Source organism: Planctomicrobium stercoris (genome assembly GCF_051465655.1).
In the GTDB taxonomy this organism is placed as follows: domain Bacteria; phylum Planctomycetota; class Planctomycetia; order Planctomycetales; family Planctomycetaceae; genus Planctomicrobium.
The window spans coordinates 2,365,783-2,391,886 of sequence record NZ_CP195791.1 but is presented as its reverse complement, the minus strand read 5'-3'; the positions used below and the strand labels follow the sequence as shown (position 1 = coordinate 2,391,886).

Genomic DNA, 26,104 nt, shown 5'->3' with positions numbered 1-26,104 from the left:
AGAAAGGCCCATCACAATCCGCTGAAGTATTTTGCTGAAACAGAATTTTCAAATAAACGCCAAAAGGCATCAGAGATCCCGTTAATTTAGTCAAAGGAAAAACATGCAACGCTCGTTTCGAAAGAATTTGTCTGCCCCCCAGCGGACAGGGTTCACGCTCATTGAATTGCTGGTGGTGATCGCCATTATCGCAGTGTTGATCGCCCTGCTTCTGCCCGCTGTCCAGCAGGCCCGGGAAGCGGCGAGACGGTCACAGTGCAAAAACAATCTGAAGCAGATCGGTCTGGCCTTCCACAACTTCGAAAACAGCTACCAGCAACTTCCGACAAGTCTGCGGCCCGCAGCAACGGACACGCCTCGATTCGCAGTTCTCACCCAGTTGCTCCCCTACGTTGACCAAGCTCAGATCTACAACAAATACAATCAGGGCAGAAACTGGAGTGACACCACTGTTGACTCTGGATTTACGGTTGACAACCGTACCTTGGTCCAAACCAAGATTCCGACCTACATGTGCCCTTCTGATCCGGTAGCGGGAGTACTCGATATGGCTCCTCCAGGTTCGGGATGGACGAAGAATGTGGCCGCGTCATCAGATTACTCTCCAATTTATGGAATCGCTCCGGACGTCTTTACCAGCCTGGGTGTCGCAGTTCCGGGGCTGTACAAGGATCCAGATGAGATTTACCAGATTGCTCAAGGATCACTGACGGCTACAAGCCCGTATAGCTACGTCCCGGGCTTCTTCCCGAAGAACGCTACGTTGAATCCATCGACGAACAAAAACACAGCATCAGGTCGGAAGTTCCGAGATGTCACCGACGGTCTGTCGAACACCCTCGCAATCGCAGAGTCTTCCGGACGTCCTTACGTTTATGTCAAGGGACCGAAGCAGGTCGGCGACCCGTTTGGAGCTGATGCCACTGCGGATCGGCTTAACTCGGGAGGCTGGGCGCGCCCCGCGAGCGATATCATCATCTACGGAGAAACTTCGTCCGCCACGGGTGTATTGGGTGGAACAATCGCAATCAACGCCACGAACGGGCACAACATCGTCGGCAAAACGTACGCGACTGGTCAGAACGGTGGAATCGACGAAGTGCTGAATGGAGCAAAGATTGGTACTCACGGGACCGGTTCGCCATTCTCCTTCCACACTGGCGGGGCACACTTCACCTTGGGTGATGGTTCCGTCCGCTTCATCAACGAGAACATCAGCTTCGCGACCTTTATCTCGCTGGCAACAGTGTCCGGCGGCGAAATCGTGGGTGAGTTCTAATCTGTCGATCTGCGAAAAGCTCCCTTGTTCCGGGACGTCATTCCGGAACAAGGGGCGGCAGGTTGCAGATGGATTCAAGGCTTTTCCGGATCTCATCAGCGTTTGAATGGGTCGGCCCCTTTCTTGCGGTGTGTGAGTCCACCTGGGCCGGTCCCTGAAATGGAACAGGGCCGGCCTTTTTTTCAGATTGTCATCAGCGTTCAGTACTCAGTTTTCCGAAGAACTCGTCACCACGAAGTTCATTGAAAACTGAATCCTGAACTCTGAGAACTGATATTGGAGACCAACATGTCAGAACAGATCCCCGTCGCGAACCCGCAGCCACGTCCCCGTGTCCGGGAACAGAACATTGATGTCGCACTCGACCAGATCCGTCAGTCCCTGCAGGGGCTCAAGTTCGGGCAGGTCATCGCCATTGTCCAGGACGGCGTCGTCGTCCAGGTCGAACGAATCGAAAAGAAACGCATTGTGTAGCAGTCAGCAGTCAGCAGTCAGCTCTCAGCTCTCAGCTCTCAGCTCTCAGCTCTCAGCAACCCTCAACCCTCAACCCTCAACCCTCAACCCTCAACCCTCAACCCTCAACCCTCAACCCTCCCATGAATCCAAACACCCCAGGAGCCTTCACATGATTGCCCACGAATCCATTTCCGCATCGCAGCCCGCGGCCAGTTCATTGCCTGTGGCGATGGAACAGACCGTCTGTTGTCATGCGGACATCGGATTCGCGGTTGCCTCGATCATGTCCGCCATGGGGAAATTCCCGTTCGCTCCCACCGACGGCTTTGCGGTCCAGCTTGCTGCCACGGAAGGCCTCACGCAGTTCCTGGAGCATGTGCAGCGTGATGACCCCAAAGGCGATATCCGCGTCCGGACCCATGTCACTTCGCGGTACGTGCGAATCCAGATCGAAACTGCGTCCAGCGGATCGTCGCAGCCCGCTGCAATCTCCGAGCGCTTCGGATCGATCGCGGATTCGGGCCTGCAGCTGATGCGAACGTACATGACCTCAGTCGAGTTCCGCAGGCAGGGTCGGCAGGTCATTCTGTATCGAGCACGAGGGCAAGGCTCAGCGGTCTCCGGCCCCCCCATCGGCTACGACTTTCAGATCTGAGGGGGCAGGGGACAGCGGATGGAAAAAGGGGACAGGGAAAAGAGGTCAGGATTGATTGCGTGACCTCTGACCTCTGACCTCTGACCTCTGACCTCTGACCTCTGAAAAAAAACAGGCCGTTTTCAATCGTGAAAGCGGCCTGTTTTTTTGGAGGAAATGAAAAGTCGAAACATCGGTCTGCGAACTAACAGCAGCAGCAAATCGGAGTGCCGCTGATGCAGACGAAGCAGCAGCAGCCGTTCTTCAGGCAGCAGGCGAGGGCTTCACAGCAAGCCTGAGTGATTTCACAGCAGGCCTGATCGCCACTGCAGCAGGAGATGCAGCAGCCTTCTTCGGTGCATTCAATCTTGCAGTTGCCGCAGACCAGTTTGCAGTCGAAAACGGTAATCCCGTTCCACTGGCAGGTCACTGAGCATTGTCCGCCCGCCAAGGATCGACACAGGTTCTGTAGAGTCGCACAGGCGATTTCTTCTTCGCAGCTGCAGTGCAGTTTGACTCCGTCTTTGCACTTCTCAACACGCAGTTCGCAGCGGGGCACTGCACACCAGTTCGTCGCTGGGGCAGTCGCTGGTGCGGGGGCAGAACCCGTTTGAGCAGATGCAAAGGTTGAGCGTTCCACCAGAATCGATGTTGCCATCACAAGACTCCATTCATTGTTCGGCCGGGTGAGAAAACCGGGGCCGCGACGCTTTGCGAAGGCCTCTGGCACCTCCAGTGAGCACAATCACGGATCTGAGAAACCCTCCTGTGGCTCAGGATGGGATATGTCGCGTGCAGAATCAGCCCAAAACAGGGCTTAGTGATCAGAATAAATGTAACGATCACACAGGACGATCACAATATCTGATTGAGAAATCACGCCAAAAGCCTGAAAAAGAGAACCTCCGCACGCGAGTCGGGCCGATCTAGTTGAACATGGTTCCTTCATTCAATCACACCTGTTGTTGTCGTCACTGTATCGCGGCGCTTGAAGCCGGGAAGATCGTCAGTTGACCTTCACGTCAACAGCGAACAAACCGACTGATCAAGCGCCCGGGCACCAACCCGGGTGTTTTTGTTTCTGGACCAGAGTGAATTCGGGGATTCGTGCTCTCTCACGATTGTCGGCAGGGGAAATCGGCATCATGGCGAAAAATCGAATCTCCCAATACTTCACGAATGCTCAGTCTCAGACAGTTCTTCCCATTGTCCCGGAAGGTTTCATCATGATTCCTGTCGGGACGGTGCCGCAGTCCGCTTTGTCGATGACACAGCAGCTGCATCAACAGGCACTTGCGGCGGCATTGCAGGAGGCAGAGCGAAAGTTTCAGGCAATTATGAATTCTCTTGTGAATTGACAGTCGAACAGCGTCGGGCAGAACATTTCCCGGGGGGGAAGGCAGTCCATGCCACTGTTTTGCTTTGCGGGTGCTGATTCTCTCGATAGACTGTCGCCGCGGTGGCACTCTTGCCTCCGCGGTTCACCGGTGCGGAAGAAATGCGAGCGGCGAGAGACCATCCCGCTTGATGCTGCGACAGCCGCGGGAATCACGCCATCTTCCAACGCGGACAGACTATGTCACTCTTAAGCCTTCGAGATGTCTCTTTCACCTGGAGCGGCCCGGCGCTGCTGGAGAACGTGACGCTGGAAATCGAGCGGGGAGAACGCATCGGACTGCTGGGACGAAACGGAGCCGGCAAATCGACGCTGATGAAGATTCTCGCCGGCGAACTCGCTCCGGATGACGGAGAGATCAAGCCGGCCGCCCGCATCCGGATCGGCCGACTGATCCAGGAAGTCCCCGCCGGCACCGCCGATCTGACGCTGACCGAACTTGTTCTCGCGGGTTACCAGCGTGACCCCGACCCCGCACACGACTGGGAAGCGGACCATGCTGTCGAACAGGTTCTGGAACGCATGGGACTGCAGGGAGACCAGCAGTTTTCCACGCTCTCTTCAGGGATGAAACGCCGTGCCCTGCTGGCTCAGGCCATCGTGCAGGAACCGGACATCCTGCTGCTTGATGAACCGACCAACCATCTCGACATCGATTCCATCAACTGGCTGGAAGGGTTTCTGAAGAACTACAGCGGGACACTCATCTTCATCACTCACGACCGTGTCTTTCTTCAGGCTCTTGCCACCCGCATTCTTGAAGTGGACCGGGGCAAACTCTTTGACTGGACGTGCGACTATGCCACGTTCCTCTTCCGCAAACAGCAATTGCTCGAAGCGGAAGAAAAGCAGAACGCACTCTTCGACAAGAAACTGGCGATTGAAGAAGTCTGGATTCGGCAGGGAATCAAAGCCCGAAGAACGCGGAATGAAGGCCGGGTCAGAGCGCTGAAGAAACTGCGGGAGGAACGGGCTCAGCGCAGAGAACGGGTGGGGAACGTCAAAATGCAGGCGGGCAACGCCGAGCGTTCCGGACATCTCGTCCTCGAAGCGAAAGACGTTTCGTTCTCCTACGCGGAACGTCCCATCATTCAGAACTTCTCCACGCTGATCACACGCGGGGACAAGGTTGGCATCATCGGGCCCAACGGGGCAGGGAAGAGTACGCTGCTGAAGTTGATTCTCGGTGAACTTCAACCCACATCAGGATCGATCCGCCAGGGAACGAACCAGCAGGTGATCTACTTCGACCAGCTGCGGGAACAGATCGACGAAGAAAAGACGGTCGTCGAAAATGTCGGCGACGGTCTGGAGACAATCGAAGTCAACGGGCAGCGAAAGCATATCATCGGTTATCTGCAGGACTTTCTCTTCACTCCCGATCGTGCTCGTCGGGCAGCCCGCTACCTGTCCGGGGGAGAGCGGAACCGCATGCTGCTGGCCCGCATTTTTCATCGGGCTTCGAACATCATGGTTCTGGACGAACCGACAAACGACCTCGATCAGGAGACTCTCGAACTTCTGGAAGAGCTGGTCGACAACTACCCGGGCACCGTTCTTCTCGTCAGCCATGACCGTGCGTTCCTGAACAATGTCGTGACGAGCACGCTGGTCCTCGACGGCAGTGGCAATGTCCGCGAGTATGACGGCGGATATGATGACTATCTGCGGCAACGGGAAGTCGCCCCCAAAGCGATCACGACGGACAAGCCGGCCGCTGCTCCCGCGAAAGCCGCGAGTCCCGCACCGCCGGCTGCCAAAGTCAAACTGTCCTATAAAGAACAGAAGGAACTGGAGAAGCTGCCGGAGAAGATTGAAGCTCTCGAAACAGAGCAGTCGGAACTGCATCAGAAGATGGCCGACCCCGCATTTTTCAAACAGCAGGCCAAAGAGATTGCAGCAGCCACGGAACGGCTGGATGTCATCGGCAAGACTCTGGCGGAGTCCTATGCCCGCTGGGAAGACCTCGCGGGACGGGAGTAGATTCGCTCCCGGTCTGTTAAACTTTCTGGTGATCGATTCAGGGCAACATCTCTGCCTTCGGATCGACACAAAAGTTGACATACTGACCCCGGAGGAACTCTTCATGTCCGAGCTTCAAAACGCAACGTCCTTGACCCGGCGGGCATGGATTCAATCTTCCGCTGCGGGATTGGGAGCCATCTCACTGACAGCGGGTTCTCACCTGAAGGCCGAAGATCAAGACGAAGGTCCTGTTGCGAAGAACAAACGCATTCAGCAGTCGCTCGTGCACTGGTGCTACAGCCCTGCCTGGCCGGATGTGGACCAGATGTGTCAGGTGGCTGTGCGGCTGGGAGTCCCCAGCATCGAACTGATCGATCCCCAGCATTGGCCGACGCTCAAGAAACATGGACTGACCTGCGCCATTTCCAGCAGCCACGGCTTCCCGACCGGCTTCAACAATCCGGGTGAATGGGAACGCTGCCTCGAGATCCTGAGAACCCGCATCGCGCAATGTGCTGATTTTGGCGTGAAGCGGGTGATCACCTTCACCGGCATGGCGAACGGGATCTCGAAGGAAGAGGGGGCGGACAACTGCGTGGCCGGTCTGAAAAAGATTGTCGGTGATGCTGAAAAGCACGACGTCACACTCTGCCTGGAGATGCTGAACACCCGTGATGCCAGCCACCCCATGAAGGGTCATCCGGGTTATCAGGGAGATCACTGCGACTACTGCATCGACATCCTGAAGCGGGTCGGCTCATCTCATCTGAAGCTGCTCTTCGATATCTATCATGTGCAGATCATGGATGGGGACGTGATCCGCCGGATTCATGAGCACAAGGACTACCTGGGGCACATTCATACTGCCGGCAATCCCGGCCGGGGCGAACTCGACGACACGCAGGAGATTCATTATCCCGGCGTGATGAAAGCACTGCTGGATGTCGGATACGCCGGCTATGTCGGACAGGAATTCATCCCGACCCGCGACCCCTGGGAGGGACTGAAGCAGGCCGTGCAAACCTGCGACGTGTGACGACTGTTGAAGGCCCCATCGCCGGGACGAACGTCAATCATCGTTCCGGGGTTCCTTCTCAGCCTCGCCCCAGCAGTTGTTCCCGGATGGACTGCACTTTCTGAACGAGGATCGGATCCGCCGTCAGCTGCTTCGCGATTTTCTGACAGGCATGAATGACGGTGCTGTGATTCCCACGCTGAAAGAATTCGCCAATCTGGACATAGTGCAGCTGAGCAAGGTCCCGGGCCAGATACATGGCTGTCTGGCGTGCGAGCGAGAGTGACTGCACGCGGCTCGCGCCTTTCAACTCCGAGACCTTCACGCCAAATTTTTCGGCGGTCGCCCGGGTGATCTCCGGCAGACTCAAGTCGAGCTGACGTTGCCGCTCTGCGATGGCGGCTTTGACGTTCAACCGGGTGGCTCGCTGCTTCCCCACCCGCAGCTTCGACTCCGACTGCAACTGGCTGAGCAGTCCAATCAACTCACGCGGACTGGTTTCCGGCTGAGCGACGATGGCGGCAATCTCCTGTTCCGACAACGGCAGTGATTCGACACTCAGATACTGATCGACAAGCTCCCTGCGGCTGGCAGGTCCAGGGAGACCGATCTCGACGCACAGTCCGCCGTGCATGCGATTGACCAGTCGTCGGCTCAGGTCTTTGATCGCACCTGGCATCTTTGTCGACGTCAGAAGTACCACTCCTCCCGAGGCGATCACGTCATCGATCGCCGCGAGCAGCTGGAGTTGCGACTCCTTTCTCGGCCCAAGCACATGCACGTCTTCGCAGATGAGCAGATGGACGTCGTTCCGATGCTTCGCCTGAAACTGCTGCAACGTCCCCGCTGCAGAGGCGTCTGCCAGCTGTGCTGCAAACTGTGACGCGGTGAAGAGGAGCAGTTTGCCGTCAGGTCGTTCCGACTCCCAGCTGCGGACCAGTTCTCTGGCAAGGTGCGACTTCCCGGTTCCGGACGGCCCGACGAGCGTCACCATCCAGACCCGGCGGCGTTTGATCCCCGGGGCCAGCTTCTTCACGGCAGCAACGGCAAGCTCGTTCTCGGGTAATACGAGAAAGGCGCGTTGGTCAGACTGCCGGATCAGCTGGCTCACGGTGTCACAGGTTCGAGTCCAGAATCAACGATGGCTGAAGGCGATTCACAGGGGCTAACTGTCCTTCATCAGATTGGCGTACTTCCCGAGGGCCATGAGCGGGAAGTAGTGTCGATAGTAATGGTACCGCAGGTAGAAGACTCGCGGGAATCCCGTTCCGGTGAATTCCGGCTCATCCCAGGTGCCGTCGACGGTCTGTTTGCGTTTCAGGTACTCGATTCCGCGTTGCACAGCGGGGCTGTTGTGTTCACCCACTGCCATCAGACCCAGCAGAGCCCAGGCGGTCTGTGAAGGAGTCGTGTTGCCGATCCCTCGCAGTGCCGGCTCATCATAGGACTGTGGCGTTTCTCCCCAGCCGCCATCAGCCTGTTGCTTTTCTTTCAGCCAGCGGGCGGCCGCCTGAAGACGCGAGTCTTCCGGATTCACGCCGAACTCCGTCAGGCCCACCAGCACCTGCCAGGTGCCGTAGATGTAATTGACGCCCCAGCGTCCCTGCCAGCAATGATCGGTTTCCTGTTCATCCCAGACGAACCGCAGGGCCCGTTCAAACATTGGATCGCCGCCTCGGACGCCCAATCGACCGTACATTTCCAGCACACGGGCCGTGATATCGGCAGTCGGTGGATCGATCATCGCATTGTGATCGGCGAACGGAACTCGCGTCAAAACTTCGCGATCGTTATCGGCATCGAACGCACCCCAGCCGCCGTTGCGGCTTTGCATCGCAGCTGTCCATTTGACAGCCCGCCGAATAGCCGAAATGGTCGGTTGCATGCGGTCCATATCCGCGATCACGCGTTCGGGGGCATCCGTCGCACTGGCCACCACGACCGAGAGATCTGCGTCCGGATGACGCGTCGATTTCTGATGTCCCAGCAGGGTGGCCGACCAGTTCGACTGATTCGACCCGGTCAGGCAGCGCGACAACGCCATCGTCACCATGATCGTGTCATCAACGTCGGGATAGAACTCATTATTGAATTCGAAGTACCAGCCTCCCGGTTCAAGCCCCCGGTGATTGACCGTCCAGTCCCCGGGAGAGCGGACTTCCTTAGAGAGCAGCCAGTTCACTGCCCGCGCGATCTTCGGATGCTGGGCGGGAATGCCTGCCTCACGCAGTGCGTTCACGGAAATCGCAGTATCCCAGACAGGCGACCGGCATGGCTCGAGCCGCGCGGTATCCCCTTCACGGATGGTGAGTTTTTCCAGTTCATGCAGTTGTCCCTGAACTTCAGGAGAGTCTTCTGCATAACCCAGACACCGCAGGGCAATGATCGTCCACACGATCGGCGGGAAGATCGCGCCGAGGCCGTCACTCTTCTCGAGTCGACGCAGCACCCACTTGGCCGCCCGGCGACGTGAATATTCCCGGAACGGTTTCAGATGCATCCGCTCGAAAAATTTCCACACCTGATCGACCGTGCGGAAGACTTTGTCCCAGGGGATCCAGGTCTGCTGCTTCATGCCGTCGAGCTGACCGGAATTCTCCATGACCACGGGAAGTTCCGCTGCCGATCGCAGGAACAGTTCATCGATATGATGTTCCGGCGGGAGCGAACGCCGTGGCTGAAACGCCCAGACCAGACTCAGCGGAACGACGATCGTCCGCGACCAGGCCGACATCTCATAGATATTGAAAGGGCACCATCGCGGCAGCAGCATCAATTCTGGCGGAACTGCCGGGCACTGGCGAAACGAGATGATTCCCAGCAGCGCGAGGTAGTATCGGGTGAAGCTGTTGACCCGTTCGACTCCCCCGGCGGCGAGGATCGCTTCGCGGGCCAGCACCATGTGCTCCGCGTTCGGATCGTCACCAGCAATCTTCAACGTCCAGTAAGCCTTGACGGAGGCGCTGATCTCCAGCGGACCGCCCGGGAACAGGCTCCACCCTCCCGTGGGAATCTGCTGGCGACGGATGTATTCCGCACATTGCTGAACGATGGGATCTTTTCCGCGTCCCAGCCACACCAGCAGCAGGACATACTCGGACTCGAGGATCGTATCCCCTTCGAGTTCGCCAACCCAGTAACCTTCCGGGTGCTGACGCGCGAGCAACCAGTCGGCAGCACGTTCGATCGTGGGGCTGATTGAAGATTCCGCCGCGGGTTTTGAAGGCTGCTGAGCCTCCTGAGAGAACCGGGGAGCGGTCTGAAGATTTCCGTAACGCATATCACCTGAAGTCATTCCAGGTTCCTTGTCTCAATGTCGCAGCTGCCTTGCCACGCCGCCTGTCGGCCTCTGGCTTAATGCCTGATTCGAAGTCCGAAGAGGGGAGACCAGAGTGAAGAAACGGACCGCTTGCGTCACGTTTCGCAGTTGCTGTTCTAACTCCTTCCGGAACATCGAGTTGGGATCTTAGAACGCAATTGGCGTCCACGGCAAGGGCAATCACCGCCCGGAATGCCGCCGAGGGAGGGTGATCGGGGCTTGACCGCGAGAAAAGAGGAAAGCCCCGTACTTTAGGAAACTTTTGGCTGAAGAAGGTCCTAGGGAAGTCTCCGGGGTTTCGCGGGTACGCTCCAACCCCGGCTTCGTCACCGGCAATACGGACGTTGCAGACTCACCTGAGAAGGTCTTGAGGGGTGATCCGTCGCCACTCAGTTGGCGACGACCTGTTCCTCGCTGGGAAGTTCAATCAGGCTGGAGATCTCGCGGATCTTCTCCAGCATCAGCATGGCTTGGTCAGCCTGCTTCTGCTGTGCGTGCATTTCCAGCGATTGGGCCGGACGGGTGAACGCGTCGAACCCGGCGGTCCCGCCAGTCCCTCGCAGCCAGTGGGCCCGCTGCGCGAGCAATTCGAAATCTTCCGACTGAAGTGCTGATTCCATGGTTTCGATCTCGTCTTCGAGCTTCTCCCCGAACTGACGGACAATCGCCCGGAAACGAGGCCGGTCCATGGGCAGTGTGGACTGAATGGTCGCTTTGTGGCACACCGTCAGCGGCGGGGCTGTGTCGGCGACGGCAGAAGGAGCAGCTCCCAGTGCCTGAGCCATTTTCTGCAGCAGTTCCGCTTCGCGAATCGGCTTGGACAGGAAGTCGGAGCAGCCGGCAGCGAAACACTTCTCGGCATCCCCCTGCATCGCATGTGCGGTCAAGGCGATGATCGGCATCTTGAGTCCAGCGTCCCGCATCTTCGAGACGGCGGTGTACCCATCCATCACCGGCATCTGCATATCGATCAGAATGGCGTCGAAGTTCAGCTGAGTTGCCATCTGCAGTCCGACGAGTCCGTTTTCCGCCATCGAGACGGAAACTTCGGCATCTTCCAGAATGGCAGCCACCAGTCGCCGGTTGGTCTCACCATCTTCGACGATCAGGACATTGAGTCCCTTCAGCCCCGAGAGATCAGCCTGAGCCGGCTTGGTCCGGTTCCGGACGAGGTCCGATGCGGAGCCGCTATGCCAGACAGTCCCCTTGATGGCCGGTGCATTGACGACCGCAGTAAACGTGCTTCCCTGTCCAGGTGTGCTTTCGAGAGTGATGCTGCCGCCGAGGGCACGTGCAATTCGCCGGCAGATCGAAAGGCCGAGTCCGGTCCCTTCGAAGTTGCGGGTAATGGAATTGTCCACCTGAACGAACGGTTCAAAGATCCGGTCGTGCTTGTCAGCGGGGATTCCAATTCCTGAATCACGAACGGCAAGGGAGAGCATGGAATTCTTGGAGTCGTAACTCGCTTCGACCCAGACGCCCCCCTTCATCGTGAACTTGATGGCGTTGTTCACGAGATTGATCAGCAGCTGTCGCAGGCGGCCCGGGTCGACCAACACCGATTCCGGAATATCGCTGTTCCAGTGATATTCGAGCGAGATTCCCTTGTCCTGAGCCTTCACTCGCAACACGGACATGACCGTCGCCACAATTTCAAACGGCGAGCAGGCCACCGGCGTGACTTCCAGATGTCCCGCTTCGATCTTGGAAATGTCGAGGATATCGTTGATCAGCGAGAGCAGGTGTTCGCCACACTGCCGGATCGTCTTCAGATGTTCGACAGCCATCTCTTTTCCAGAGGCGGTTTTTCGAAGAATCAGATCCGTGAACCCGATGATCCCGTTAATTGGCGTGCGGATTTCATGGCTGACGTTCGCGAGGAACTGACTTTTGGCCAGGCTGGCCGCTTCCGCATGATCACGGGCCTGACACAGCATCTCTTCCGCGCGGCGCCGGGCAGTAATGTCACGGACGAACAGGCAGAAGACGCAGTCGTTCTGAGCCGCCAGTCCGACAATAGACAGCTCGATGGGGAACAGGTCTCCCTTTCGATTGACTCCGACAATCTCCAGACGCTCGTTGAAGCAGGCTCCGTTCCTGGAGGAATTGGCCTTCAACGTCTCGAGAATCGAATCACGTTCTGCGGCAGGGATGACCAGCTGAAGGACGTTTCGCCCCATCGCTTCGGAGGAGGTCCAGTCGAAGATCTCCTCCGCGCGGCGATTCCACCCGGTAATCTCGAGCGACTCATTGAGCTGAATCACTCCATCCAGGGCTCCCTCGATGATTGCTTTTGTCCGCAGGGCGGATGTCTCCAGGGATTTCGAAGTCGCCTGGATCTCCGCATGCTTGACCTGCAGTTCGGCTGTCTGTTCCGCTCCCGATTTCAGATCTTTCAGGCTGCGATCGATGGTCACCAGCAGCACAGCGTCCGCGAACAGCACCCAGCCGGCATGCTCAATGGGCCGCCACAGGTTCGAATGCGTCACGCCGAAGACACTTTCCGGCCAGAATGTTCCCCGCACCAGATGATCAACCGCGACAACCAGCGTCGCTGTCAGCAGAACTTTCCAGTCCCGATAGGCGGCCAGAAATCCCAGAGACACGAACACATGGAAGTGGGTCTCGATCCGCCCACCGCTGATGTGCACGAACAGAGTCGAAAAAATCAGTTGCGCGATCGCCACCACCTGACGCGTCACTTCGCGGCCCGGCATCAGCCAGACCATCACAATGGGAGTCAGTGCCGTCAGTCCGCCGCCGAACACTGCCAGCCAGACATGCGGATGGAGGTATCGCTGAGTACCGGCCCACGAGAAGGGACTTCCCTGAACGGCCCAGACGATCAGCACAAGCCATTGTGCGAACATCAGGCAGGCGAACATGCGGTCCGTCTGGCGGGCCATGGCCTGATACCGTTCGCGGAAAATTTCCGCGCTGCGGGCCTGCAGAGATGTCTGAGTTGCCGGAGCGAGAGCAGCAATCATGGACGGGATTCCGAAGACGATGTGGAGTGATTCGCCAGCTGACAGCCGAAGACAGAACATCCAATGGTTTTGTGACGGGGATTTTTCAGCACTTCGAGAATGGCATCCTGCCCGGGAGCATCACCCATGTGGCCTCGCGCTGCGGTGATTCCACCATGAAAGAGCAGTTCGCCCGTTGCTGAATAAAGAAATGTTTCGCCGGAAGTGGCTGCATGAAACAGATTCGACTGAAGCCCTCCCACATCCTGAACGATCTGTGCGTCCGGAATCTCTGCAGCCTGTTTCTGAAGCGGCGTCTGTCGCCAGTCTTCGGCATGATCCGGATCCGCGACCATCACCAGATCGATCCCGACATCGGGCGGAAGCTGCGTTTTTAGTTCTTCGAGTTCCCACAGGCTGGCACGCGAGCAGGGACATCCGGGATGCAGAAACATCACCAGGGTGGCCTGGTCCGGCTTCCGGGGTAACGTGCTCTCCGATGGCCACACCGGCGGAGCGACCCCCACCGGATCGGGAGTGTTCGTGTAGTTGTTGATGTAATAAGCACCGCAGGCCAGCCCGATCCCCCACAGCGAGAGCACCACGGCCAGCAGGATTCGCCGTTTCATAGGGATGTCTCCTGGTCCTGATAGCGCAAGTAAACCAGCTTGATCTCAGGCAGACGCTGCAGGAACGCTTCGACGACAGCGGGATCGAAATGGGACCCGCTTCCCTGTCGAATCATGTTCACGCATTCGTCGAACGGAAACGCATTCTTGTACGGCCGTCGCGTCGAGAGTGCATCGAAGACATCCGCCACAGCCACAATGCGGCCCGGCAACGGGATGTCTTCCCCCTTCATGTTGTACGGATATCCGGAGCCGTCCCAGCGTTCGTGATGGGTCGCAGCGATCGTCGCCGCCAGCTTCAGCAAAGGCGATTCAAAGGAATCGACAAGATCGTCACCGGCGCCGTTGTCGTCATGAATACTGAACGGCGAGGAAGTATGAGGAGCAATAATCGCATGGCCCAGGGCAGCGTGCTGCTGCATGATGACCATTTCATTCGGATCGAGCCGTCCGGGCTTCTGCAGAATCGAGTCAGGCACTCCCAGCTTACCGATATCGTGCAGCGACGCAGCCAGTTCAATCTGCTGAACCGCCACTTTGTCGAGCCCCAGCTGATCTGCGATGATGCCGCTGAAACGTCCGACCCGGAGGACATGGCGACCGGTATCGTTGTCCCGATATTCCGCTGCCCGGCCCAGACAGTGGATGAGTTGAATCTGTGAACTGACGAGTTCTGCTGTCCGCTGGGTGACCTGCCGCTCGAGATCCCGGGCGTGCACCTGCATCTGGTCGTAATGGGCTTTGCGGATGAGCGCGTTCTGTGTCCGGGAGAGGAGTTCTTCGGGGTCGAACGGTTTGTTGAGAAAGTCGGCCGCTCCCAGTTCGATGGCGCTCCGCTTGGTCGAACGGTCGGTCGAAGCGGTCATGACGATACAGGGAATGTGCCGCAGGTGTCGGGAGTCCCGCATCTGCTGGAGCAGGTCCAGACCGCTGATGCGTGGCATCATGATATCCAGCAGCGCGACGTCGAACTGTTCATGCTCCAGGGCGATCAGGGCCGCCACGGAATCGGTGTAGGTCAGAATATTGGAGTAACCTTCGTCCTCCAGATAGGCGCAGACCACGTCGACATTGATCGGTTCATCGTCGACCACCAGCAGTCGAGCGGTCTTTCTGTCGACCGCAAAAGGATCCGAGTCGTCCTGCATTCCCGAATTTTGCATCACGTCAATTCCGGTGATCGCTGCCGCCATCGACAACAGATCCGCACGTTGCGTCCGCTGGTGTTCCTGATAAAGAGTCTGGGTCCGCATATTTGAATTCGCGTCCACGAAATTGAGTGGGCATGATCCCTGACGTTTCTTCCGTGGAAATCCCGAGCGCGAATAATCCTCGATTCGCACGTTCCTCTTTTGAGGCTAGGTTGCCGTTTTGCATCATGCGGAAAACTTCACCGGGATTTCCGTAACTTTCAGGGAATGTTCGCCAGCAAATCAGGCAAATCCCTCACAGAACCAACTCAAACCGGCTCAACATGAGTGATTTCCTGCCAGAGCGTCTCGACTTCCCTACGATCTACGCTCTCCCGTTTTCGCTGCAGAAACCGCCCCCCGGCCTCCCGAAAACGAAGTCATTCCTGACGCAACGTCGCTCTGGCGATAAGATGCATCAGTCACTGGATTCCTGAACCGCCTTCCTTCTGTCGAACAACTTTCCTATGCACCTGCTCATCATTGGCTGTGGTTATCTGGGAATGCGCGTCGCCCGTGCCGGTCTGGCAGCAGGTCACACAGTCACCGCACTCACACGCGATCCCCAGCGGGGTGACGCATGGCAGAACGAAGGAATCCAGAGTGTCCTCGGGGATGTTCTGGATCCCGCGTCACTGAAAGCACTCCCCCCGGCTGACCTCTGCCTGTATGCGGTCGGTTATGATCGCTCCGCGCCCGCGGGAAAAAGGGACGTCTACGTCAACGGGCTCCGTAATGTCCTGACGGAAATCCGGGATAAGGTCGCTCGAGTCATCTACATCTCGAGCACCAGTGTTTACGGACAGGACGCCGGTGAACTCGTCAACGAAGGCTCACCTTGCGTTCCCATCACGGAGGGAGGACAGATCTGTCTGGACGCCGAGAATCTTATTCGGGAATTCGGCACGTCGACCACAGACGACCGCCGAGCCGTGATTCTCAGACTGTCCGGAATCTACGGTCCGGGAAGGTTGATTGCCCGCAAAGAGCAGCTTCTCAACCAACAACCGGTGTCGGGCAACCCCGAGGCATGGCTGAACCTCATTCACGTCGATGACGCTGTTCAGACCATCTGGAAACTCGCGAATCGACCGTTTCCCGAGTCGCTGTTTCTTTTGAGCGACCAGACTCCCCTCAAACGCAGCGAATTCTATTCGGCCATGGCGCAGCGGATCGGCGCTCCCCCTCCCGTATTTGAGGCAGGGGAACATCAGTCGTGGAACAAACGCTGCGACAGCAGCCGCGTGCGTGAAGTGTTGTCGCTGAAGCTGCAGTATCCGAGTGCTCTGGAAGCCCTCGAAGAACTTCTCGCGGATGAGTCTTGAGTCCGCAGACTCCTACCGGATCCAGCGAACGCGGGAGAAATCGGGCACGCGAACATCCTGAGTCTTGCCCCCCCATTTCACGCGACTTGAGCGTGAAGGCAGGTGCACGACCAGCGGCTTTCCAATCAGAGACCCCCTGGGCACTCCCGGTTCCGTCCAGACACGGCTGTCGACCGAAACCGGACTGTTATCCCCCAGTACGAAGAACTCTGATTCGCTCAGAATGAACCTCGAGTGTTCCTTGTCCGGTCGGGAAGTGTAATACACGTCGCGATACAGTTTCAGATTCGTGACGGTGCAGTTCAATTCTGCTGTTCCAAAGCGGACAGGACGCCGCATCGGGGAGACGTCGGAAGCGGCCTCGTACGAAAACGGCTCGATCACTTCCTCGCCATTCAGCGCGAGAACCACCTGTCGATCGATCAGAGAGAAATCGATCGTCAGCGGTTCCTCCACCAGATTCGAAGCAAGCTTCGCATCCCGGACCGGAACAGGGTGACTGTCCCGTAACACCTCAACCGAGTTTGCAGCGAACTTGAAGACCGCGGAAAAGATGTGATTCCCGTCGGTCAGTTCGATTTCAAATCGACCTTGCCCGCTGACGTCCTTCAGCGTCATGGAGACTGAAAAATCACGCACGTGATTCGGCCCGTGAGAATCGGCGGAGTTGTAGCCGTAATCATCCGTGATCGGTGCGATATGGGATTGCAGGCAGAGTTCCTGCAGTGCCGCATGGAACGCTGGATCATCGCTGCGCGCCATCCAGTTCTTGCGATCGAATTCCGTCATCACGCCGGTCTGATGCAGCATTCCATCCCGGAACGACATCGGTCCCGCTTCCGGGTCCAGAGCCTGCAATCCCGCAGGCCATCGGTTCAGTTTGACGCTGGTCCGGTGTGTCCCGCCCCCGAGGATCCAGTGTCGGTATCCGATCCACGAGATTTCTTTGGACGGGTTTTCGCTGCGCAGTGAATCCGAATTCAACGTCCATGACGCCGAGGGATCGAGTTTTACCCAGACCGGTTGTGCATCCGGATCTTCTGAGGAGACCTGACTGGCGTACTCGGAAACCGGAATGCGGATCGACTGCTGCACCGGGTACGGCTTCCGCGCCAACTCTCCATTCACCAGAACTTCCCCGCGACTGATTTCAATCGACTCCCCCGGGAGCCCGACCACCCGTTTCACGTACGCCTGACGGGGATCGCCCGGATTGCGGAAGACGATCACTTCCCAGCGTCGCGGGTCACGGAAAGCGTAGGCGTGTTTGTGAACCAGCAGCTGATCCCCTTCAGTTCGAGCCAGCTTCTCCGTGGAAATTCCGTGAAATCCGCAGTTCGGACAGCGGGCGACCGGCAGCAGCGGCTGACCGATGTCGTATTTGGCCCACGCGGTCTCCACATGTTCAACGGTTTCTTCACCGATCGTGCCGTGGGCGAACTGAAATTCACACTCGGGGCAGGTGATCGAATGGTGATACCCCAGCAAGGTCGGGGCCATCGATCCGGTGGAAATCATGTACCCTTCGACGGCAAAACCGCGAAAGACTGTGACCGCAACCGCCAGCAGCGCAAGAGATTCCGTAATCTGACGCAATGGGCCGCAAACACCATTGCGGGGCAGAACGGGGCGGGTCTGGGGCGTGTTCCACATGGATGAAAACGTCATTCTCGGTTCTGCGCAACAGACCGATCATAGCGATTCTGTGGATTCTGTCGAGATGACTCGGCTGCGTTCCACCCCGAAAACCGGGTCCCCGACCGATTTGAAGACCCGCTTATTTCTGCCGGCACTGCCAGTCGCTGCGGGAGATGCGGAAAACGTGATGCGGCAGGTCGAAGTGCTGAACCAGATCTGGCAGCGGGGTCAGTCCCAGCTTGCGGGCCACCCCCTGAGAGGGAAGATTCACCGGCCGGATCAACGAACAAACGGAGTCGACCTCCAGATTTTGAAACGCCCAGTCAAAGCAGGCGGATGCTGCCTCGCTCGCCAATCCCTGTCGCCAGTAATGACGGTCAATCATATAGCCGACTTCAATGACGTCCGCTCCCTCGACGTGCTGCCGGACCACTCCGACCAGACCGCGAGGCTCCTGCGTTTCCCGATCCGACACCAGCCAGAGACCGAAACCGTCTTCGGCATATCGCTTCTGCATCCGTTCGATCAGAGCCAGCGACTCCGCCCGGTCCAGGACCTTGGGGTAGAAACGCATGACTTCCGGGTCGCCCCGGAGCTGGGCGACATAATCCAGATCGTCTGCCGTCAGCTCCCGCAGGGTCAAACGGGGAGTGGAGAGAATTGGAGCGGGTGCAGGCATGTCTGGTCGGAAAACGTGTGTTCAATCTTCAATTTCGTTCGCGTCCAGCGCGTATTCCCGCATCTCTTCCAGCGTCGCAAACTCAATTGCGGACATGTGGGTGGAGGCCAGGATCACATGCGGAGCGACCCCCGCGTCGTAGGCCTGTTTCCAGCGACTGGCGCACAGACACCACCGGTCCCCATGCTTCAGCCCCGCGAAATCGTGTTCCGGCATCGGCGTCGAAAGGTCATTCCCCACGCTCTTCGAATACGCGAGGAATTCATCGGTCACCTGCACACAGATGATGTGCATCCCGAAATCGCCCGGACCGGTATCGCAGCAACCATTCCGAAACCATCCTGTCATGGGATCGAAGGAGCAGGGCTGCAGCGGTTTTCCAAGAACGTTTTTTGCCCCGGGCATCGGCATCTTCCATCTGGCTGAGGTGAGTCTGACGTCAGCAATCACGTCGTGACTTCAGTTTACCGGTTCCGCTTTCCAGCAACCAGAGAACACCCCGTCAGAACAACGTCCCTGACGATCACGCGGGGAAGGCGATAGATCTTTTGCAGAACCGGTCTAGCAGGTTGCTGCAAAAGTCTCGCTTTTCTTCGAGCAAGCTGTATTTTGTGCGTCGCCATGTTGTTGGCAGAGGGTTTCATGGCCATTTCGACTCCCTTCCGCAGGTCTGTTTGCTCTTCCCGAGCACGCTGATCTGCGGAAGGGCCCGGTTCTTTATGAGGACGCCAACAGTTTTCGCAGCCTGACAAGGTTGTAGGCCGCTGCGGTCAGTTCCAGTTGTTGTTGAAGCTTCCAGCGTCCGACCCAACGACTGCGGGACAGGCCCGCAATCGTCTTCATCCAGCCAAAGTATTCTTCCACCTTCTTGCGGCAGCGCTGACTGAGCTGATACCCCAGACGTTCCAGACGCCCTCTCATACGACTCCTCGCTGCGACTTCGTCCTTCCGGAATGGACGGACATGCTGTGGATTGGGGGCGGGCTGCCGGATCATGGCACAGTGAGGTTCGATACCGCGCTGTTCCAGTTCGAAGTAAAACGGGCCGCTGTCGTATCCCTTGTCCGTCCCCAGCGTTTTCGGTGAACGAGCATGGCGTGCCTGGAGACGATCCAGCAGAGACAGTGCCGCTTCGCACTCTGCTTTCCCTGTGGCTGGCGTAGCGATGACACCCATCACCAGACCATGGCGGTTCTCGGTCAGAGCGTGCCCCATGTGCGACAATCGGGCTTCTTTGCCACTCCCTTTACGGTACAGCCTGGCTTCAGGATCTGTCCGGCTGACGTGTGTCTCGTTGGTTCTTTTCTGCCCATGAAAGTCCACTTCTGAGTTGCGAGGCTTGAACGAATTGGAATCGTCATCCTGCTGATCTTTCTCCTCCTTGGGCCGAAAGCTTTTGATTGATGCATAACTCTCGATCAGCGATCCATCCACGCTGAAATGCTCGTCGCTGCACAGACCTGCCTGCAGTGCTTTGACCAGCACGGCATCGAAAAAGGCAGCCGTCAGGCCATGTTCGTCCAGCCGGGGACGGTTGTGAGTGAATACCGTGGCATCAAAGACCTGATCTTCCGGCGACATGTCCAGAAACCAGCGAAACAGCAGATCCGTATCAATCCGCTCGACCAGTTGCCTCTCACTGCGAATCGAATACAGCGCCAGCAGCAGCAAGGCCTTCAAGACTCGCTCAGGTGGAACGCTGGGGCGACCTGTCTGACTGTAGGCGGAAGCAAAGAGGGGACTCATCTCAGTGAGAATGGCATCAATCGTCCGCTTCAGGCTGCGGAGCGGGTGATCGTGGCGAATTCGGGATTCGACATTGATCGTATAAAACAAAAGATCCTGATCACCCGGACGACCACGCATGAAAAAACTCCTCATTCACTGGGAACGAGGAGTTTAGCGCACTTTCCATAATTCACAATCAGACTTTTGCAGCAACCTGCTAGAATGAACTGGCTGATGAATTCCGCTGCATTCGCAGCGTGCAATCATCTTTGCTGCTACTGGCAATTTACAGTGCCTCGTGATGAAAGACGTTTGAAATGACTGGTCGACCGAAAACCTGGGGCGAACTGAAACAAAGCGGATATCGCCCTGTGCCGGTGAAGCAGGAGATGCGGCGGAATCTCGTCAGGATGCTCAAACAGGGCGTGCCGCTCTTCCCCGGAGTGCTCGGTTACGAAGAGACCGTCGTCCCGCAGATCGTCAACGGAATTCTCGCTCAACATGACATGCTGTTTCTGGGACTGCGAGGGCAGGCGAAAACCCGCATGCTTCGCATGTTGACGCAGTTTCTGGATGACGCCATACCGGTCGTTGCCGGCTCCGAGATCCACGACGATCCAGCGTCACCATTGTCCAGATACGCCCGCGATCTGCTGGCTTCGCAGGGAGATGCCACACCGATTGACTGGATTGGCCGCGATGAACGCTACCATGAAAAGCTCGCCACCCCCGATGTCACGATTGCCGACCTGATCGGCGAAGTCGACCTCATCAAGCATGCGGAAGGACGGCATCTCTCCGACGAAGACGTCATGCACTTCGGGTTGATCCCCCGCAGCCATCGCGGAATCTTCTGTATGAATGAACTCCCCGATCTGTCGCCTAAAATCCAGGTGGGACTCTTCAACGTTCTGGAAGAACGGGATATTCAGATCCGGGGTTTCACTGTTCGCATGCCGCTGGACCTGTGTCTGGTCTTTTCAGCAAACCCGGAGGACTATACCAACCGTGGTCGAATTGTCACTCCCCTGAAAGACCGCATTGGAACCGTGGTGCGCACGCATTATCCGCTCACACGTCAGCTGGGAATCCGGATTCTCGAAGAACAGGCCTGGATCGACCGGGAAGAGGTTTCCGTCGCTGTCCCGATGTATCTGAAAGAGATCGTCGAAGAGATCAGCCGACTCGCAAGGACAAGCCCCCATGTCAACCAGTCCTCCGGCGTCAGCGTCCGCATGTCGATCGCCAACATGGAAACGCTTGTCTCCAACGCAGAGCGTCGTGCCCTGCGAGAGGGGAAATCGCAGACGGTCGCCCGAACCGGTGACCTGTTCTCGCTGGCCGCCAGTTCAAGAGGCAAAGTGGAACTCGCTCTTTCCGAAGACTCCGGTGACGAAGACCTGCTCCTGCAGCGACTGGTGGAAGAGGCCATCAAGAATGTTTTCGACCAGACGCTTTCGCCCAAACGGTTTCAGGCAGTCGTCGAGTACTTCAACAGCGGAAACAAGCTGAAGATCAGTGCGGATGCCACTTCGCAGGAGTTGCTGCAGGCGGCCGAACCGATTCGAGGTCTGCGTGATCTGCTCAAGATCGTGGCGGGCGAAATGGAGCCGGAGCTCGCTCGGTCCTCACAGTCAGAGGACCTGCAGGCGAGTCTGCTGGAACTGGTGCTTCACAGCCTGTACGCCCATAACCGGTTGAATCGCAAACTCTCGCTGGGAAGCGTTGTGTTCGGCGAATAGCGGCAGTGAACGGAGAGTCCAACAAAAAACCAGCGGGCAGCCGCAGCCACCCGCTGGTTGATGGTCTTCGTCCTTACGGATACTCCATTATTTCTTTCGCTTCAGCGAGAACTGAACGCCCAGCGTCCCGTGTTCATCCGGAACGAAGTACGATGCGGACGGCGTGAGGTACTTTCGCAGCACTTCGAATGGAGGGAGCACGGACAAGTCCAGCTGACCTTCAGTGACGCTGTCGAAGTCCCCGGCGCGGGCTTTCTCGTAGGGTGCCGCGAGGGAATCGGCGGGATCCTGGAAGGCGAGCAGGCTCACCTTCTCAGGAATGATTTTCGCCATCTGCTTGTATTCCTCGGACTTGACCAGCGGAGTCTTTGCCGGACCCGACAGCGTCAGTTTCAGCTGCTCGGTATCCTTCGCAATCAGGATCATGTTGTCCTTGATGGCAGCCACTCCGGTTTTGTCTTCGCCTGCCGGAGCCGACAACTGAACGCCCTTGAATTCTGACGTTTCGACTTCGCCGTTCAACTTCATGATGCCGTCGATCAGGCGCTGACCTTTGGCTGCGTCGTTCACGCCAATCGCCACAGTTCCCAGCATATCTTCCGGTTTTTCACTGGGAATCAGGTACCACTGAATCTGCCCGGAGAGGACGTCAACAATGTCGTTCTTGATGTGGAGGTTTGCTGCTCCCTGCTGCGAAAGACCGGTGATCACCTGGTCAAACTTGCCAGGACCGGTGAAGGAATCGTAAATCGATTCGATCGCTTCGTAAGCACCTTTGATGTTCCAGTCGAGAGCGATGAACTGTCCAGCCTCGGCCGGGACCCATGCGGGGGGAGCCGAAATCGTCGGACGGAATTCAAAGATCTTGAGAATTCCGGACGCAGGACCGTCGACATAGTACATCGCCCGGCTGATGGAGTCGTATTCTTCCGTTGCCAGTTCGACTGTTCCGCCCAGGCCCTTGAAGCCTGTCAGACCGAATGCAGGTGAGTAAACCATCCCTGCAAACAGCTGAGTATCCGGGTTCATTCCGAGTCCCGTGGCCAGCAGGCCCACCGGATCGAAGTAGTACAGCAAAGCCGGGTTCGAATCTTCATCGGAACATTTGTCAATAATTTCCGTGTAGATCTCGTTGGTCGCGAACGACTCTTCAGAATCACCAGCCCAGTTTTCCAGGACCGATTCGAGAATGGAAATGCTGCTGGCCACCACGAGCTTTTCATCTTTGATGAAGTAGGCCACCGTCACGGGATCAGCATCTTCATCATCGTTCACGGTGATTGTGAAGACGTTGATTTCCTGGTCTTCGATCGTTTCCGTGGACTGTTCGACCTTCTCGTCTTCATCCGCTTCCAGAGCTTTGGCGATCAGTTTGTTGAGAACTTCTTCGTTCTCACCGATGTCCATGAAGAACACCCCGCCCAGCGTCTGTCCGACAGGACGCACGACAGCCAGGGTCAGCTCGCCAGCGAACAGCGAAGCCAGGTCCGACAGGGTCACGCCCAGCTCTTCTTCAGCCTTCTGCTTTCCTTCTTCGAACTTTTCGATCAGTTGTTTGCGGAAGTCATCCAGCGCCGGGTCGTGAATCAACTCACTCATGCCGGTCTTCTGGAAGCTTTCATGCGCCGCCAGCACGTCCGGAATACTGATATACATCAGCACGCCTTCGGGCAGACGTTGATCTGCGGTGATCTCATCGTCCGCAAACGCGGAGAAAGATGAGGCGACGAACATCCCGGCCAGGGCCAGCGTTGTCGCAAAGACACGAGTCATCCGATTGAACCTCATCTTCATAGCGTCCTTTATCAAGTTGGCACGTTCATGGCGGGTGAAACACCCCCGGAGAAAATTCCCACCACAGATTTCATCCCTGACCTGCCGGAATCATTGGGTTTTCACAACAGGAAGTCGACGAGTGCGTTCGAACAGCCTGTCTGGCATTGGTGTACCCTGCAAAAGTTCATCTGGCAAGGAGACGTTATCAATTACCTGCGGAACAGGAGAAGAGTTTCCTGCAAATTCGCAAATTCTTCTGAAATCATTCGTCTGCGTGCGAACATCCTTTTCAACAAGACTTCGCTCAGCACCCGTTCGTAGAAGGCAACATGCGAGATTCGGGCAAAACATACAAAGAAATTTTGAGCATTTGCCTTTTCACCAGCGTTTGCCTGTCAGTCCAGGCCGTCACATCCGGGCAGTTCTGCCATTCGTTCTCTTCTCGAGTCTGGATCGAGCAGGGTTAACTCCGTCTCAAGAAAGGGTCGTTCCATGCCTCCGTTTGCAGAAAAAGTTCCGACGAGTGAGCCCCTGTTCTGGGCTGGAGCGATCGTTGTTGCTCTGGCTGTGATGGCGTTCATGTTTATCGTGCTGCTCGCACGACAGTTCAAACGCTGCCCCAGCAATAAAGTGCTGGTCATCTACGGTCGAACCGGAAAAGGGAAGGCGTCAACGACCGTTCACGGCGGAGCGGCATTCGTCATTCCGCTGATTCAGGACTACAAGTACCTGAGTCTGGCTCCCATCCAGATTGAGATCCCGCTGCGGGGAGCCCTCTCCATCGAAAACATTCGAGTCAACGTCCCCAGCGTCTTCACAGTCGCCATCAGCACCGAACCGGCTGTCATGCAGCAGGCAGCCATACGTTTGCTCGACCTCACCGTCGACCAGATTCGCAAGCAGGCCGAAGAAATCATCTTCGGAATTCTGCGGCAGGTTATCGCCGGGATGGGAATCGAAGAAATCAACCGGGACCGCGACAAGTTCCTCCAGCACATTCAAATGCACCTGGAATCGGAGCTGAACAAGATCGGCCTGCAGCTGATCAACGTGAACATCACCGACATTACCGACGAGTCCGGCTACATCGATGCCATCGGGCAGAAGGCCGCATCTGAAGCAATCCAGAAAGCCCGCGGGGATGTGGCAGAGAACGTCCGGATGGGTGAAATCCGTGTCGCCGGAGCGGAGAAGGACAAAGCCATTCAGGTTGCCAGCGCGACCCGAGATCAGTCCATCGGGACGCGTGAGGCGGTCCGAGATCAGGCAGTGCGTGTCGCCGAACTCGAAAAAGAGCAGACGATCGGCGAGCAGTCCGCAGCGTTCGAACGCGAATCCCTGGTGAAGGACGCTGAGCGTGCAAAACGGGTGCGGGTCGCTGAGGCGGATGCTGCTGCGGTAGCCGGCGAAAAAGATGCCGAACGGGCCCGGCGCGTGAGAGTCGCCGAAGCCGACGCCCAGGCGATTCAGGGAGAAAACGCATCTCAGGCCAAGATCGTCGCTTCGCAGGCCGAACTGGCCGTGAAGAAAGCGGAAGCGTATCAGATCGGGGAGGGGAGAAAGCGGGAGGCCGAAGCTGCGGTGCTGGAGATTCAAAACCGGGCACTGGCCAAGGCCGCTCTCGCCGAGGCGGAGCGGGTCGAAGCCGAACAGCGAGCCAAGCTGGAAGCTCCCGCGAAAGCCCAGAAGTCCAAAGTCATGGTCGATGCCGAGGCTGAAGCCGAGCGGATTCGCATTCAGGCCCGGGCCGACGCCGATGCCATCTATGCCAAGCTCGAGGCGGAAGCTCGTGGTCACTACGAAATTCTCGCTAAGAAAGGAGAAGGTCTCAAGCAGATCGTCGAAGCGTGCGGCGGTTCCAATGCCGCATTCCAGATGATGATGCTCGAACATCTCGACAACCTGGCTGACGCTTCCGCCCGCGCGATCTCGAACATCAAGTTCGACAAGATCGTCGTCTGGGAGAACGGCGGAAAGGATGGCCGCAGCAACACCGCCGACTTTATCCAGGGAATGGCCCGCAGCCTCCCCCCGATGATGCAGGTCATGAAGGACATTGGAGGGGTCGAACTTCCGGAATCGCTGATTCGCTTCGCTGAACCGTCCAACTCGCCGGACGATACCGCACACCGGAACGGGGAGAAGAACGGCGCTGCCACCGTCGTGGCCGGCAGTTGACAGTGCTCCCGGTTGTTGATGCGACCGTTTAGCTGCACATTTCAAGTGTGCGGCTAAACTCGTTTCAACTCCATGCGAACGCTCACCACGGAGTTGGCATTGCTGCTGGTACTCTCTCGGCTCTTTGATAGACTTCGTCCAGCCAGAAGCATTTTTCTTTTTCAGACTTTCGCCTTGAATCATGTCCAG

20 protein-coding genes are annotated in these 26,104 nt (G+C 57.4%); 9 read left to right on the top strand and 11 right to left on the bottom strand.

Annotated elements, in window-relative coordinates:
- The first annotated feature begins 103 nt into the window (after positions 1 to 103).
- From SH661x_RS10010 to SH661x_RS10000, 3 genes are all read left to right on the top strand, one after another.
- Positions 104 to 1,279, top strand: a complete 1,176-nt coding sequence (locus SH661x_RS10010; protein WP_437230505.1) for a DUF1559 family PulG-like putative transporter — start codon at positions 104 to 106, stop codon at positions 1,277 to 1,279.
- A 288-nt stretch (positions 1,280 to 1,567) separates the two neighbouring features.
- A complete protein-coding gene (locus SH661x_RS10005; RefSeq protein WP_437230503.1) occupies positions 1,568 to 1,753 on the top strand; it encodes a DUF2292 domain-containing protein in 186 nt (61 codons plus the stop codon).
- Positions 1,754 to 1,904: 151 nt separating this feature from the next.
- A complete protein-coding gene (locus SH661x_RS10000; RefSeq protein WP_437230501.1) occupies positions 1,905 to 2,390 on the top strand; it encodes an ATP-binding protein in 486 nt (161 codons plus the stop codon).
- A 184-nt stretch (positions 2,391 to 2,574) separates the two neighbouring features.
- Here SH661x_RS10000 and SH661x_RS09995 read toward each other — a convergent pair whose 3' ends face one another.
- Positions 2,575 to 3,027, bottom strand: a complete 453-nt coding sequence (locus SH661x_RS09995; RefSeq protein ID WP_437230499.1) for a hypothetical protein — start codon at positions 3,025 to 3,027, stop codon at positions 2,575 to 2,577.
- A gap of 487 nt (positions 3,028 to 3,514) precedes the next feature.
- On the opposite strand from SH661x_RS09995, the gene SH661x_RS09990 reads away from it, so the two are divergent.
- The 3 genes from SH661x_RS09990 (at position 3,515) to SH661x_RS09980 (ending at position 6,766) form a co-directional block, all read left to right on the top strand.
- The gene (locus SH661x_RS09990) at positions 3,515 to 3,727 is read left to right on the top strand and encodes a hypothetical protein (RefSeq protein WP_437230497.1); all 213 of its coding nucleotides are present in this window, start codon (positions 3,515 to 3,517) and stop codon (positions 3,725 to 3,727) included.
- Between the two features lie 218 nt (positions 3,728 to 3,945).
- A complete protein-coding gene (locus SH661x_RS09985) occupies positions 3,946 to 5,748 on the top strand; it encodes an ATP-binding cassette domain-containing protein (RefSeq protein WP_437230495.1) in 1,803 nt (600 codons plus the stop codon).
- 103 nt (positions 5,749 to 5,851) lie between these two features.
- Positions 5,852 to 6,766 carry a hydroxypyruvate isomerase family protein gene (locus SH661x_RS09980; RefSeq protein ID WP_437230492.1) on the top strand — a complete coding sequence of 305 codons (915 nt, stop codon included), beginning with the start codon at positions 5,852 to 5,854 and terminating at the stop codon, positions 6,764 to 6,766.
- 58 nt (positions 6,767 to 6,824) lie between these two features.
- Here SH661x_RS09980 and SH661x_RS09975 read toward each other — a convergent pair whose 3' ends face one another.
- The 5 genes from SH661x_RS09975 to SH661x_RS09955 form a co-directional block, all read right to left on the bottom strand.
- Positions 6,825 to 7,856 carry a DnaA/Hda family protein gene (locus SH661x_RS09975; protein ID WP_437230490.1) on the bottom strand — a complete coding sequence of 344 codons (1,032 nt, stop codon included), beginning with the start codon at positions 7,854 to 7,856 and terminating at the stop codon, positions 6,825 to 6,827.
- 54 nt (positions 7,857 to 7,910) lie between these two features.
- Positions 7,911 to 10,040, bottom strand: coding sequence for a terpene cyclase/mutase family protein (locus SH661x_RS09970; RefSeq protein WP_437230488.1), 2,130 nt, complete (start codon positions 10,038 to 10,040; stop codon positions 7,911 to 7,913).
- Positions 10,041 to 10,453: 413 nt separating this feature from the next.
- A complete protein-coding gene (locus SH661x_RS09965) occupies positions 10,454 to 13,051 on the bottom strand; it encodes an ATP-binding protein (protein WP_437230486.1) in 2,598 nt (865 codons plus the stop codon).
- Positions 13,048 to 13,659, bottom strand: coding sequence for a hypothetical protein (locus SH661x_RS09960; protein WP_437230484.1), 612 nt, complete (start codon positions 13,657 to 13,659; stop codon positions 13,048 to 13,050). Before SH661x_RS09960 ends, SH661x_RS09965 begins: the two co-directional genes overlap by 4 nt.
- Positions 13,656 to 14,912 (bottom strand): HD domain-containing phosphohydrolase, encoded by a 1,257-nt coding sequence (locus SH661x_RS09955; RefSeq protein WP_437230482.1) that lies wholly within the window; start codon positions 14,910 to 14,912, stop codon positions 13,656 to 13,658. Before SH661x_RS09955 ends, SH661x_RS09960 begins: the two co-directional genes overlap by 4 nt.
- Positions 14,913 to 15,316: 404 nt before the next feature.
- On the opposite strand from SH661x_RS09955, the gene SH661x_RS09950 reads away from it, so the two are divergent.
- Positions 15,317 to 16,174 carry an SDR family oxidoreductase gene (locus tag SH661x_RS09950; RefSeq protein WP_437230479.1) on the top strand — a complete coding sequence of 286 codons (858 nt, stop codon included), beginning with the start codon at positions 15,317 to 15,319 and terminating at the stop codon, positions 16,172 to 16,174.
- Positions 16,175 to 16,186: 12 nt separating this feature from the next.
- On the opposite strand, the gene lepB is transcribed toward SH661x_RS09950, so the two are convergent.
- The 4 genes from lepB to SH661x_RS09930 all read right to left on the bottom strand — a co-directional run bounded on the left by lepB (position 16,187) and on the right by SH661x_RS09930 (position 20,357).
- Positions 16,187 to 17,842 (bottom strand): signal peptidase I, encoded by a 1,656-nt coding sequence (gene lepB, locus SH661x_RS09945; protein ID WP_437230477.1) that lies wholly within the window; start codon positions 17,840 to 17,842, stop codon positions 16,187 to 16,189.
- Between the two features lie 109 nt (positions 17,843 to 17,951).
- Positions 17,952 to 18,491, bottom strand: a complete 540-nt coding sequence (locus SH661x_RS09940) for a GNAT family N-acetyltransferase (RefSeq protein ID WP_437230475.1) — start codon at positions 18,489 to 18,491, stop codon at positions 17,952 to 17,954.
- A 21-nt stretch (positions 18,492 to 18,512) separates the two neighbouring features.
- Positions 18,513 to 18,896 (bottom strand): DUF2237 family protein, encoded by a 384-nt coding sequence (locus SH661x_RS09935; protein WP_437230473.1) that lies wholly within the window; start codon positions 18,894 to 18,896, stop codon positions 18,513 to 18,515.
- A 312-nt stretch (positions 18,897 to 19,208) separates the two neighbouring features.
- A complete protein-coding gene (locus SH661x_RS09930; RefSeq protein ID WP_437222747.1) occupies positions 19,209 to 20,357 on the bottom strand; it encodes an IS5 family transposase in 1,149 nt (382 codons plus the stop codon).
- Positions 20,358 to 20,536: 179 nt separating this feature from the next.
- Here SH661x_RS09930 and SH661x_RS09925 point away from each other — a divergent pair, with 179 nt between their 5' ends.
- Positions 20,537 to 21,961 (top strand): AAA family ATPase, encoded by a 1,425-nt coding sequence (locus SH661x_RS09925; RefSeq protein WP_437230471.1) that lies wholly within the window; start codon positions 20,537 to 20,539, stop codon positions 21,959 to 21,961.
- Between the two features lie 87 nt (positions 21,962 to 22,048).
- Here the strand turns inward: SH661x_RS09925 and SH661x_RS09920 are convergent, their stop codons facing one another.
- Positions 22,049 to 23,734: a hypothetical protein gene (locus SH661x_RS09920; RefSeq protein ID WP_437230469.1), complete on the bottom strand. Its 1,686-nt coding sequence runs from the start codon at positions 23,732 to 23,734 to the stop codon at positions 22,049 to 22,051.
- Positions 23,735 to 24,229: 495 nt separating this feature from the next.
- Here SH661x_RS09920 and SH661x_RS09915 point away from each other — a divergent pair, with 495 nt between their 5' ends.
- A complete protein-coding gene (locus SH661x_RS09915) occupies positions 24,230 to 25,915 on the top strand; it encodes a flotillin family protein (protein WP_437230467.1) in 1,686 nt (561 codons plus the stop codon).
- The last annotated feature ends 189 nt before the right edge of the window (positions 25,916 to 26,104 follow it).

Coding starts and splice junctions, on each gene's coding strand:
- SH661x_RS10010 (WP_437230505.1), top strand. CDS start 104: ATGCAACGCTCGTTTCGAAAGAATTTGTCTGCCCCCCAGCGGACAGGG.
- SH661x_RS10005 (WP_437230503.1), top strand. CDS start 1,568: ATGTCAGAACAGATCCCCGTCGCGAACCCGCAGCCACGTCCCCGTGTC.
- SH661x_RS10000 (WP_437230501.1), top strand. CDS start 1,905: ATGATTGCCCACGAATCCATTTCCGCATCGCAGCCCGCGGCCAGTTCA.
- SH661x_RS09995 (WP_437230499.1), bottom strand. CDS start 3,027: ATGGCAACATCGATTCTGGTGGAACGCTCAACCTTTGCATCTGCTCAA.
- SH661x_RS09990 (WP_437230497.1), top strand. CDS start 3,515: ATGGCGAAAAATCGAATCTCCCAATACTTCACGAATGCTCAGTCTCAG.
- SH661x_RS09985 (WP_437230495.1), top strand. CDS start 3,946: ATGTCACTCTTAAGCCTTCGAGATGTCTCTTTCACCTGGAGCGGCCCG.
- SH661x_RS09980 (WP_437230492.1), top strand. CDS start 5,852: ATGTCCGAGCTTCAAAACGCAACGTCCTTGACCCGGCGGGCATGGATT.
- SH661x_RS09970 (WP_437230488.1), bottom strand. CDS start 10,040: ATGACTTCAGGTGATATGCGTTACGGAAATCTTCAGACCGCTCCCCGG.
- SH661x_RS09965 (WP_437230486.1), bottom strand. CDS start 13,051: ATGATTGCTGCTCTCGCTCCGGCAACTCAGACATCTCTGCAGGCCCGC.
- SH661x_RS09960 (WP_437230484.1), bottom strand. CDS start 13,659: ATGAAACGGCGAATCCTGCTGGCCGTGGTGCTCTCGCTGTGGGGGATC.
- SH661x_RS09955 (WP_437230482.1), bottom strand. CDS start 14,912: ATGCGGACCCAGACTCTTTATCAGGAACACCAGCGGACGCAACGTGCG.
- SH661x_RS09950 (WP_437230479.1), top strand. CDS start 15,317: ATGCACCTGCTCATCATTGGCTGTGGTTATCTGGGAATGCGCGTCGCC.
- lepB (WP_437230477.1), bottom strand. CDS start 17,842: ATGACGTTTTCATCCATGTGGAACACGCCCCAGACCCGCCCCGTTCTG.
- SH661x_RS09940 (WP_437230475.1), bottom strand. CDS start 18,491: ATGCCTGCACCCGCTCCAATTCTCTCCACTCCCCGTTTGACCCTGCGG.
- SH661x_RS09935 (WP_437230473.1), bottom strand. CDS start 18,896: ATGCCCGGGGCAAAAAACGTTCTTGGAAAACCGCTGCAGCCCTGCTCC.
- SH661x_RS09930 (WP_437222747.1), bottom strand. CDS start 20,357: ATGCGTGGTCGTCCGGGTGATCAGGATCTTTTGTTTTATACGATCAAT.
- SH661x_RS09925 (WP_437230471.1), top strand. CDS start 20,537: ATGACTGGTCGACCGAAAACCTGGGGCGAACTGAAACAAAGCGGATAT.
- SH661x_RS09920 (WP_437230469.1), bottom strand. CDS start 23,734: ATGACTCGTGTCTTTGCGACAACGCTGGCCCTGGCCGGGATGTTCGTC.
- SH661x_RS09915 (WP_437230467.1), top strand. CDS start 24,230: ATGCCTCCGTTTGCAGAAAAAGTTCCGACGAGTGAGCCCCTGTTCTGG.